Annotated in this window: 8 protein-coding genes; 6 read left to right on the top strand and 2 right to left on the bottom strand. The window is 72.6% G+C overall.

Annotated features, from left to right (window positions below; translation table 11 throughout):
* Positions 1–501: 501 nt before the first annotated feature.
* The 6 genes from ACFVYK_RS37155 (at position 502) to ACFVYK_RS37130 (ending at position 8,942) form a co-directional block, all read left to right on the top strand.
* Complete coding sequence (locus tag ACFVYK_RS37155) at positions 502–1,377, top strand: DUF2797 domain-containing protein (RefSeq protein WP_389781156.1); 876 nt, start codon at positions 502–504, stop codon at positions 1,375–1,377.
* Positions 1,378–1,656: 279 nt separating this feature from the next.
* Complete coding sequence (locus tag ACFVYK_RS37150) at positions 1,657–2,397, top strand: response regulator transcription factor (protein ID WP_389781155.1); 741 nt, start codon at positions 1,657–1,659, stop codon at positions 2,395–2,397.
* Positions 2,394–4,016 (top strand): sensor histidine kinase, encoded by a 1,623-nt coding sequence (locus ACFVYK_RS37145; RefSeq protein WP_389781154.1) that lies wholly within the window; start codon positions 2,394–2,396, stop codon positions 4,014–4,016. Before ACFVYK_RS37150 ends, ACFVYK_RS37145 begins: the two co-directional genes overlap by 4 nt.
* A gap of 14 nt (positions 4,017–4,030) precedes the next feature.
* A complete protein-coding gene (locus ACFVYK_RS37140; RefSeq protein ID WP_389781153.1) occupies positions 4,031–5,668 on the top strand; it encodes a glycosyltransferase in 1,638 nt (545 codons plus the stop codon).
* The gene (locus tag ACFVYK_RS37135) at positions 5,665–7,890 is read left to right on the top strand and encodes an ArnT family glycosyltransferase (RefSeq protein WP_389781152.1); all 2,226 of its coding nucleotides are present in this window, start codon (positions 5,665–5,667) and stop codon (positions 7,888–7,890) included. Before ACFVYK_RS37140 ends, ACFVYK_RS37135 begins: the two co-directional genes overlap by 4 nt.
* Before the next feature lie 287 nt (positions 7,891–8,177).
* The gene (locus ACFVYK_RS37130; protein ID WP_389781151.1) at positions 8,178–8,942 is read left to right on the top strand and encodes a TetR/AcrR family transcriptional regulator; all 765 of its coding nucleotides are present in this window, start codon (positions 8,178–8,180) and stop codon (positions 8,940–8,942) included.
* Between the two features lie 31 nt (positions 8,943–8,973).
* On the opposite strand, the gene ACFVYK_RS37125 is transcribed toward ACFVYK_RS37130, so the two are convergent.
* Both ACFVYK_RS37125 and ACFVYK_RS37120 read right to left on the bottom strand, forming a co-directional pair.
* A complete protein-coding gene (locus ACFVYK_RS37125; RefSeq protein WP_389781150.1) occupies positions 8,974–9,444 on the bottom strand; it encodes a PPOX class F420-dependent oxidoreductase in 471 nt (156 codons plus the stop codon).
* A gap of 101 nt (positions 9,445–9,545) precedes the next feature.
* Positions 9,546–10,367 carry a YceI family protein gene (locus ACFVYK_RS37120; RefSeq protein WP_389781149.1) on the bottom strand — a complete coding sequence of 274 codons (822 nt, stop codon included), beginning with the start codon at positions 10,365–10,367 and terminating at the stop codon, positions 9,546–9,548.
* Positions 10,368–10,516 lie beyond the last annotated feature (149 nt).

Genomic DNA, 10,516 nt, shown 5'->3' with positions numbered 1-10,516 from the left:
GTCCCACAAGACATGATCATCAACGAACAAGATCCACTTTCGCAACAGACCCTAGTGGTCGTTGACGTAATAGTGCGTGGTCACGCTGCCGTAGTCCGGGCCCAGCCAGACCGCGACGCTGATCGATGTGTCTCGGGGAGGTCGTAAATGCCCCCTGCGAAGCACGGGCCGAGGCGCATGAGCCCTCTCCGCCCGAGGCGGTGAGCGTGTACCGGATGTGATACGCGCCGCTCGGGTACTGGACGGCGATCTGGACCCGGGGTGAGAGTCCGTCGGCGTCCGTGTCCAGGACTAGACACTTCTCGGATCAGGCGTCCACCGGTCGCTCGGATCAGGCATCCACCGGTCGCACGGACCAGGCGTCCACCGGTCGCTCGGATCAGGCGTCCACCGGTCGCGCGTTCAGCGGAGGCTCGTGTGAGGCGGTCCCGATGCCCGGCCTGTGGGCGGGGGCGTCGGGGCTCGGGGTGTTGTCGGTGGGTGGGCCTACCGTGGTGGGTGATGGCACAGGCGTGGAAGTGCTCGGGGCTGCGGTGGTCGGCGCGCGGTCCCGTGCTGACGTGGGACGGGGGGCGTCACAGCCCGCTGTCGTGGGGCAAGCGGATCTCCTTCGCGGTGGCGGCGGGGGGTGTGCGGGAGTGCGTCGGGGCCCGCGGGCATCCGTGTCCGCTGCGGGCGGGGATCTCCGGGAGGAGCACGGGGGCCCGGTGCGAGGAGTGCGCGCGGCTGGACCGGGCGCACTCGGTCGCGGCGGACGGGATCGCCGACGATCCGCGGCCGTACCACGTGTACCTCGCATGGTTCGGGCCCGGCCTGGTCAAGGTCGGGATCACGGCGGTCGAGCGCGGGTCGGCGCGGCTGCTGGAACAGGGGGCCGTCTGTTTCACCTGGCTCGGCGCGGGGCCGCTGATGGCGGCCCGGCGCACCGAGGAACTGCTGCGGGCCGCGCTGCGGGTGCCGGACCGCATCCCGTACGCGGTGAAGCGGGCGGTGCGGGCCGCGCTGCCGACGGGGGAGGAGGAACGGGCGGACGAGGTGCGGGAGGTGTACGGGAAGGCCGTGCAACTGGGCGGCTGGCCCGAGTCCTTGACGCGCGAGCCCTTCCGATCCGTCGACCACGTCGGGGCGTTCGGGCTGACCGACGCGCCCGCCGCTTCGGGGGAGGTGCGCCAACTCGTCGCCGGGGGGTCGCTGAGCGGAGAGCTGGTGGCGGCCGCCGGACCCGATCTGCATCTCGCCGCGCCGGACGGGGTGGTCGTCCTCGACACACGGCTGATGCGGGGGTGGGAGCTGGTCCCGGCCGCGAGCGGTGACATCTCCTTTCCGGTCCGTGACTTCGAGGCTCCGGCGGACCATCGCCAGGACGGCCTGTTCTGAGCCCGGCTCGCACGTGCCGGGCGCGGGAAGCGGCTCCCGCGCGCTCGGGTCTCGCCAAGGCGGGGCACAGGGAAGGCGCTGAGCGCCGGGGTGCGGAGGGCCGCGGGGGAATGCGGGCCGCGAGGGGGCGGAACGGGTCGTTCACGGGCATTGCGGCTCGCGTGACCGGGGCTCGGCAAGCGGTTCCCAGGTGTTGCCTGAGAGGCGCCTGTGCGTTTCTCAGGTAAATCACAGACTGGTGAAAGAGTGCTCTCAGGGGGCCCCGACAAGGTGTCCACCATGACCACGACCTCGCCCCAGGGGCGCACCGAACTGCTGAGGCCGGACGGGAGCCCCGTCCGAGTGCTTGTGGTGGACGACGAGATGTCGATCACCGAACTGCTCTCCATGGCCCTGCGCTACGAGGGATGGCAGATCCGGAGCGCCGGGGACGGCACGGGCGCCATCCAGACGGCCCGAGAGTTCCGGCCCGACGCTGTCGTCCTCGACATGATGTTGCCGGACATGGACGGGCTGACCGTCCTGGGGCGGCTGCGGCGCGAGCTGCCGGACGTCCCGGTGCTGTTCCTGACGGCCAAGGACGCGGTCGAGGACCGGATCGCCGGTCTCACCGCCGGCGGCGACGACTACGTCACCAAGCCGTTCAGCCTGGAGGAGGTCGTGGCCCGGCTGCGCGGGCTCATCCGTCGTTCCGGCGCCGCCGACCGACGCGCCGAGTCCGTGCTCGTCGTCGGGGACCTCACCCTCGACGAGGACAGTCACGAGGTCTCGCGGGCCGGCGACCACATCCATCTGACGGCCACAGAGTTCGAGCTGCTGCGGTTCCTGATGCGCAACCCGCGCCGCGTGCTCTCCAAGGCGCAGATCCTGGACCGGGTGTGGTCCTACGACTTCGGCGGTCAGGCCAACGTCGTCGAGCTGTACATCTCCTACCTGCGGCGCAAGATAGACGCCGGCCGTGAGCCGATGATCCACACCCGGCGTGGGGCCGGTTACCTGATCAAGCCCGCCGCGTCATGAGCGGGCGACGACGGCCGCGTCCGCAGCAGAGACGAGCGGGTAAGCCGCGCACCCTGCGGACCCGGCTCGTCGTCGTGTCCGTGACCCTGATCGCCGTGGTCTGCGCGCTGATCGGCACCGTGACCACCCTGGTGCTGCGGGACCACCTCTACGGGCAGCTCAACGGCAAACTGGGCGAGGTCGCGGCGCGCGTGGCGCCGCCTCGCGGCTTCGGCGGACCGCCCGGCCAGTTCAAGACCGGCTCCGGCCTGCCCGGCCAGCAGGACAAGACGCGGACGAACGCGCTCGAGGAAGCCACCAAGGGCCCGCAGTCGGACAGCACGATCGCCGCCAAGGTGGTGAACGGCGTCATCACCGACTCCAGGCGCGGCGTGAAGTCCGACGACGACTTCTCGATGAGCTCCAAGAAACTCACGGACGCGCAGGTCAAGGCGCTCAACTCCGTCGCCCGGGACGGCAGGATGCACAGCGTGGACCTCCCCGGACTGGGCACGTACCGGGTCACGTACGCGAGCAACGACAGCTCCGCCTTCTACGTGGGCATCCCGACAGCGGACGTCGACAACACCATCAGCACGCTGATCCTCGTCGAGATCAGCCTCACCGTCGCCGGTCTCGTCGCCGCCACCCTCGCGGGGACCGTGATGGTCAGCGTCGCCACCCGCCCCCTGCGCAAGGTCGCCGCCACCGCCACCCGGGTCTCCGAGCTCCCCCTGCACACCGGCGAGGTCAACCTCAGCGAGCGGGTGTCGGAGGCGGAGACCGATCCGCACACCGAGGTCGGGCAGGTCGGCGCGGCGCTGAACCGGATGCTGAACCACGTCCACAGCGCGCTGCACGCCCGTCAGGAGAGCGAGATGCGGGTCCGCCAGTTCGTCGCGGACGCCAGTCACGAGCTGCGGACGCCGCTCGCCTCCATCCGCGGGTACGCCGAGCTGACCCGGCGCGGACGCGAGGAGGTCGGACCCGACACCAGGCACGCGCTCGGCCGCATCGAGTCCGAGGCCGACCGGATGACCCTCCTCGTCGAGGACCTCCTGCTGCTCGCCCGGCTCGACGCCGGCCGCCCGCTGCAGTTCGAACAGACCGACCTCGTGCCGCTGGTCATCGACACCGTCAGCGACGCCCGCGCCGCCGGACGCGAGCACGTCTGGCGCCTCGAACTCCCCGACGAGCCGGCCCTGGTCTCGGCCGACTCGGCCCGGCTGCAGCAGGTGCTCGTCAACCTGCTGGCCAACGCCCGGACGCACACCCCGCCGGGCACCACGGTCACCGCGCGCGTGCAGCGCCGCGGGCCGTGGCTGTGCGTGGACGTCCAGGACGACGGTCAGGGCATTCCGTCCGATCTGCTCCCGCATGTCTTCGAACGCTTCGCGCGCGGCGACTCCTCGCGCTCCCGCGTCTCCGGCTCGACCGGTCTCGGCCTCGCCATCGTGGAGGCCGTGGCCACCGCGCACGGCGGCGCGGTGACCGTCGACAGCGTGCCCGGACACACCGTCTTCACCCTGCACCTGCCCGCGCTCGGCCCGGTCGTGCCCCAGCCCGCCCCCGAAACGAACTGGCAACTCGACTCACAGGTCGAGCACAGTGCCACCACATGGGTGCGACAGGGCGCCTGACGAAAGTCGACGACATGCGAACCGACTCTTCTCCCGGCACCCTGCCGGCGCGGGAGCACCTCCCGGCCGCCACAGCCGGTACGCCTGTCCTGGACGTAGTGATCCCCGTCTACAACGAGGAGAAGGACCTCCAGCCCTGCGTCCGGCGACTGCACGACCACCTGACGCGTACGTTCCCGTACTCCTTCCGCATCACCATCGCGGACAACGCGTCGACCGACACGACGCCCGCCGTGGCGCGGCGGCTGGAGGCCCGGATCCCGGAGGTGCGGAACTTCCGGCTGGAGCAGAAGGGCCGCGGCCGTGCGCTGCGGACCGTCTGGTCGGCCTCGGACGCCCCGATCCTCGCGTACATGGACGTGGACCTGTCCACCGACCTCAACGCGCTGCTGCCGCTGGTGGCGCCGCTGATCTCCGGTCACTCCGACCTGGCGATCGGCTCCCGGCTGGCCCGTGACTCGCGGGTGGTGCGGGGTCCGAAGCGGGAGTTCATCAGCCGGGCCTACAACCTGATCCTGCGCGGCTCGTTGCAGGCCCGCTTCTCGGACGCGCAGTGCGGCTTCAAGGCGATCCGGCGTGACGTCGCACAACTACTGCTCCCCCTGGTGGAAGACACCGGCTGGTTCTTCGACACTGAGATGCTGGTGCTCGCCGAGCGCGCCGGTCTCCGTATCCACGAGGTGCCGGTCGACTGGGTCGACGACCCGGACTCCACGGTGCACATCGTGAAGACGGCGACCGACGACCTGAAAGGGGTGTGGCGCGTGGGCAAGGCCCTGGCCACCGGTTCGCTGTCCCTCCACCGGCTCCGCCGCCCGTTCGGCGACGACCCGCGCGACCGCGACATCCAGGACGTGCCCAAGGGCCTCGCCCGTCAGCTCGTCGGATTCTGCGTCGTCGGCGGTCTGTCCACCCTCTTCTACCTCCTGCTCTACAGCGGTTTCCGCCAGTTCAGCGGTTCGCAGGTGGCCAACGCGCTCGCCCTGCTGGTCTCCGCGGTCGCCAACACCGCCGCCAACCGTCGGCTGACCTTCGGGGTGCGGGGCGGGGGCGGGGCCGTCAAGCACCAGGCACAGGGCCTGGTCGTCTTCGGCATCGGCCTCGCGCTGACCAGCGGTTCGCTCGCCGCGCTGAACGCGGCGACCTCCGAGCCCGCGCACTCCACCGAGCTGGCGGTGCTCATCGCCGCCAACCTCGCCGCGACGGTGCTGCGTTTCCTGCTCTTCCGCGTGTGGGTGTTCTCCGACCGGCGGGACGGTGAGGACCCGGCGACGACGCCCGAGGCCGCCGCCTCCGCTCCGGCCCCCGCCGCTCCCGCGGGCCCGTCGTCCGGGACGTATCCGCCTGCGGGCCCGTCGTCAGCGGCGTACCCGCCCGCGGACGCGTCCTCGACGGCGTCTCCGACGACCACGTCCGCGCAGGCCGGCGGCCCCTTCGTGCCGCTGCCCCAGCGCCCGGTCCCGCCCGGGAGCCCGGGCGCCCACCCGCACGCCACCGCCCGCCCGCACGCCACCGCCCACCCGCACGACGGCGCCGCCCAGGCCACCTCGCCTCTTCGCGCCGACGAAGCCGGGGACGGCGCCTGGAGGGACGCCACCCTGCGGTTCCAGCCGGTGCGCCCCCACGACACCGACCCGGGGGACGTCCGATGACCACGCATCTCGACCAGCCGACTGCCTGGGGCCCGCCCCCCGCCGCCGCTCCGCAGGATCCGGCCGTCCCGGCCCCCGGCGCGGGCGAGCCCGAGCAGCCCCTGCCGCGCAGGCTCTGGCGCGGCCGGCCGGAGGACCCCCGCTGGGCCCGCCCGGCCCTCCTCGCTCTGCTGGCGGCCACGCTCGTGCTCTACCTCTACAACCTGAGCGCCTCCGGTTACGCCAACCCCTTCTACTCCGCGGCCGTCCAGGCCGGCAGCCAGTCCTGGAAGGCCCTCTTCTTCGGCTCGCTGGACGCGGGCAACGCCATCACCGTCGACAAGCCCCCGGCCTCGCTGTGGCCGATGGCGCTGTCGGTCAGGATCTTCGGTCTGAGCTCCTGGGCGATCCTCGCGCCCGAGGTGCTGATGGGCGTCGGCTCGGTCGCCGTCGTGTACGCCTCCGTGCGCCGCCGGTTCAGCCCCGCGGCCGGTCTGATCGCGGGTGCGGTGCTCGCGCTGACCCCGGTCGCCGCGCTGATGTTCCGGTTCAACAACCCGGACGCGATGCTGGCCCTGCTGATGGCCGTGGCCTGCTACTTCACGGCCCGCGCGGTGGAGGACGGCCGCACGAGGTGGCTGGTGTGGGCCGGGGTCGCGATCGGCTTCGCGTTCCTCGCCAAGACGTTGCAGGCGTTCCTGATCCTGCCGCCGCTGGCGCTCGTGTACGCGGTGTGCGCGCCGGTGCCGGTGAGGAAGCGGTTCGGCCAGCTGGCCGTCGCCACGGGCGCGCTCGTCGTGTCCGGCGGCTGGTGGGTCGCGATCGCCGAACTGTGGCCCGCGTCCTCCCGCCCGTACATCGGCGGCTCGCAGAACAACTCCTTCCTGGAGCTGACCTTCGGCTACAACGGTCTCGGCCGCCTCAACGGCGAGGAGACCGGCAGCGTCGGCGGGGGCGGTGGCGGCGGCAACACCGGCCAGTGGGGCGCGACCGGCTGGGACCGGATGTTCAACTCCGAGATCGGCGGGCAGATCTCCTGGCTGCTGCCGGCCGCGCTGATCCTGCTGGCCGGCGGGCTGGTGGCGACACGGAAGCGGAAGCGGACGTCCACGAGCCGGGGCCTGTTCCTGGTCTGGGGCGGCTCGCTGCTGATCACCGTGGCCGTCTTCAGCTACATGGCCGGCATCTTCCACCAGTACTACACGGTCGCGCTCGCCCCCTACATGGCCGCCGTGATCGGCATGGGCGCCGGGATCCTGTGGGAGCAGCGGGCCGAGATCTGGGCCTCGATCACCCTCGCGGCCTCGGTCGTGGCGGCCGCGGGCTGGAGCTACGTCCTGCTCGACCGCACCCCCGACTACCTGCCCTGGCTGAAGTGGCCGGTCCTGATCGGCGGGCTGGCCGCCGCGCTCGGTCTGACCTTCGCGGGCCGGATCGACCGTCGGCTCGCCCTCGCCGCGGCCTCCGTGGGCCTGGTGGCCGCGCTGGCCGGTCCGACGGCGTACACCGTCAGCACGCTGCGGGACGGCCACACCGGCTCCATCGTGACGGCCGGTCCGGCCGGCGCGAGCATGATGGGCGGCGGCCCGGGAGGCGGCGGCGCCGGCCGCGGCGGCTTCGGCGGCGGCCCCGGCGGCCAGAACCAGCGGAACCAGCAGGGCGGCGGCACGGGCGGTTTCCCCGGTGGGGGCATGCCGGGCCAGAACCAGCAGAACGGCAACGGCGGCACGCAGAACGGCAACGGCGGCACGCAGAACGGCAACGGCGGCACGCAGGGCCGCGGGCAGGGGCAGAACCAGCAGGGCGGCATGCCCGGCGGGCAGGCCGGTGACGGCGGGGGCATGGGCGGCGGCATGGGCGGCGGTGTCGGCGGTCTGCTGAACGGCGCCTCGGTCACCGACCAGGCCAAGAAGCTCCTGGCGGCCGACTCCGGGAAGTACACCTGGGCGGCGGCCGCGATCGGCGCCCAGAACGCCGCGAGCTACCAACTGGCCACGGGTGACGCGGTGATGGCGATCGGCGGCTTCAACGGGACCGACCCGTCCCCGACGCTCGCGCAGTTCGAGAAGTACGTCGCCGACGGCCGGATCCACTACTTCATCAGCAGTGGCTCGGGCGGCGGCATGGGGGGTGGCAGCAGCGGCACGTCCTCGCAGATCACCTCCTGGGTCGAGGCCCACTTCGAGAAGGTGACGGTCGGATCGGCCACCTTCTACGACCTGACGCAGAAGTCGGGCAGCTGAGCGGCGGCTGTGGGCCGGAGCGGCTGACCGGCTGCCTGCCCGACTGAAGCGGGCGCGGGGCAGGGCGGGGAAGAGGAAGGGAGGAAGGGCGGTGGCCGAGTGCCACCGCCCTTCTTCGTGCCCGCGCCTGCACGCCCTCCGCTTCCCTCCGCTTCCCTCCGCGTCCTTCCGCGTCCTTCCGCGTCCTTCCCGGCCCGTGTCTCGAAGCCGCCAGCGGCCGCCGTGCTCGTGGGCGGCTCCGCTTAGCATCGTCAGCAGAGACCGGAAGTCCAGGAAGGTGCCTCGCCATGGCCGAGACCGCCAGGGATGCCGCGCGGCACAGCGTGTGGCTGGAGGGCAGGGCGCGTCGGCGTGGGCGGGGCGGGGGACAGCCTTCGGGGCTCGACCGGGACCGGATCACCGAGGTCACCGTGCGGCTGCTGGACGCCGAGGGGCTGGCCAGGTTCTCCATGCGGCGGCTGGCGGCCGAGCTCAACGTGACGGCGATGTCGGTGTACTGGTACGTCGACACCAAGGACGACCTCCTCGAGCTCGTCCTGGACACGGCCTTCGGCGAGCTGGAGGAACTGCCCGACCCGCGGGACGAGTACGCCGACTGGCGCGATCAGATCCGGGCGCTGGCCACGGCCTACCGCGGGCTGCTGGTCCGGCACCCCTGGCTGTCGCCGCTCGCCGGCCGCTACCTCAACATCGGCCCGAACTCGCTGCGCTTCGCGCGCACGGTCCAGCAGGTGGTGCTGCGCACCGGTCTGCCCGCGCACGGCGTCACCGGCGCGATCTCGGCCGTCTGCCGGTTCGTGTACGGCTACGGGACGATCGAGGGCCACTTCTTCGCGCGGGTCGCCGACACCGGACTGACCCCGGACGAGTACTTCCGCAACGCCATGACCGCCACGGCCGAGGCTCCGGAGACCGCCGACATCGTCGAGCGGTCCCGGAACCTCATGGCGGCCCGCGGCGGCGACACCGTCGCGGAGATGATGGACCGCGACTTCGCCTTCGCCCTGGACCTGCTGGTGGCCGGCATCGAGGCGATGGTGCGGTGCGGCTGAGCCCGCGCCCGGCGCCGGGGCCGGCCGGATCTCAGTCCTGCGGGGCGAGCCGGGCCGGGAAGCCGCCGGTGGCCACCGGGCCCCAGCGCTGCGGGGTGATCCGGATGATCGACTTGCCCTGCTTCAGCATGGCCTGCCGGTACTCGTCCCAGTCCGGGTGCTCGCCGGCGATGTTGCGGTAGTACTCCACCAGGGGCTCGACGGACTCCGGCGTGTCGATGACCTCGGCGGTGCCGTCGATCTGGACCCAGGGCCCGTTCCAGTCGTCGCTCAGCACGAGGACGCCCACCCGGTCGTCGCGCTTGGCGTTGCGCGTCTTGGCCCGCTCGGGATACGTGGAGACGACGATGCGCCCCGAGTCGTCGACCCCGCAGGTCAGCGGCGAGGCCTGGGAGCTGCCGTCGGTGCGCCGGGTCAGCAGGACGGCGCGGTGACGGGGGCGGACGAAGTCCAGCAACTCGTCCAGGGAGACCTTGGTGTTCGTCGCGATGTTCGGTGCCATGGGGCCAGCGTAGGCGGCCGGCCCCCGGTTCGGGCCGACCCTGCCGGGCCCGCGCGCGGCCCTCGTCCCGGCCCCGTGCCCGCCGGCTTCCGTGCCCGGTCCTACGCCTGGGGCAGGGCGTCGCCCTGGACGGCCTGGACGTCCAGTTCCACCTTCAGGGTCGTGCCGATGGCCGCGATGCCCGCCTGGACGACCTGGTTGTAGTTCATGGCGAAGTCCTCGCGCCGCAGCTCCGTGGTGGCCCGGAAGGCCGCCCGGGTGCCGCCCCACGGGTCCGACCCGGTGCCCAGGTAGGCCAGCTCCAGGTTCACCGGGCGGGCGACGCCGTGCAGGCAGAGGTCGCCGTGGACGGTCCAGCGGTCGGGCCCGGCCGGGGTCAGACCGGTCGAACGGTAGGTGATCTCCGGGTACGTCTCGACGTCCAGGAAGTCCGCCGAGCGCAGGTGGGTGTCGCGCAGGGCGTTGCCCGTGTCGATGGAGGCCGCCCGGATCACCGCCTCCACGCGGGACCCGGCGACGTCGTCCGGGGCGACCTCGATGGCCGCCGTGAAGTCCGTGAACCGGCCGCGGACGCTGGAGATGCCCAGGTGCTGCGCGACCGCGCCGACGGTCGAGTGCGCGGGGTCGACGGTCCAGGGACCGGGCGGGGGCAGTTCCGTGCCGCCCTGCCGGGCCAGGGTCAGGGTTCCCACCTCCGCACGTCCGCTCGCCGTGACGATCGCGCTGGCGGCCGTGGGCGCGTAACCGACGGCCGTGACGATCACCGTGTAGGCGCCCGGGGCGAGCTCGGTGGCGTCCCGTACGGCGCCCTCCGCGTCGGCCTCGGCGCGCAGCACCTGGCCGCCCGCGATGTCGGTCACGGTGACGACCGCGTGCGACACGGCCCACCCGTCCCGCGTGCGGATCTTCGCGGTCAGTCCCATCTCACGTACTCCTCAACTGCGAAAAAACTGCGACAACCGGAACCGGGCCCGGGGGGGGGGCGCCCCCCACCCCGCCCGGCCCCAACACAGTAACGGCAAAACACCCGGGGTGGGCAGGTACAAAGAGTTGCCCGCCAACCCCCCCCCCC

Origin of the sequence: Streptomyces sp. NPDC058291 (assembly GCF_042880855.1) — a bacterium.
Classification (GTDB): Bacteria; Actinomycetota; Actinomycetes; order Streptomycetales; family Streptomycetaceae; genus Streptomyces.
This window is presented reverse-complemented; position numbering and strand designations above follow the sequence as displayed.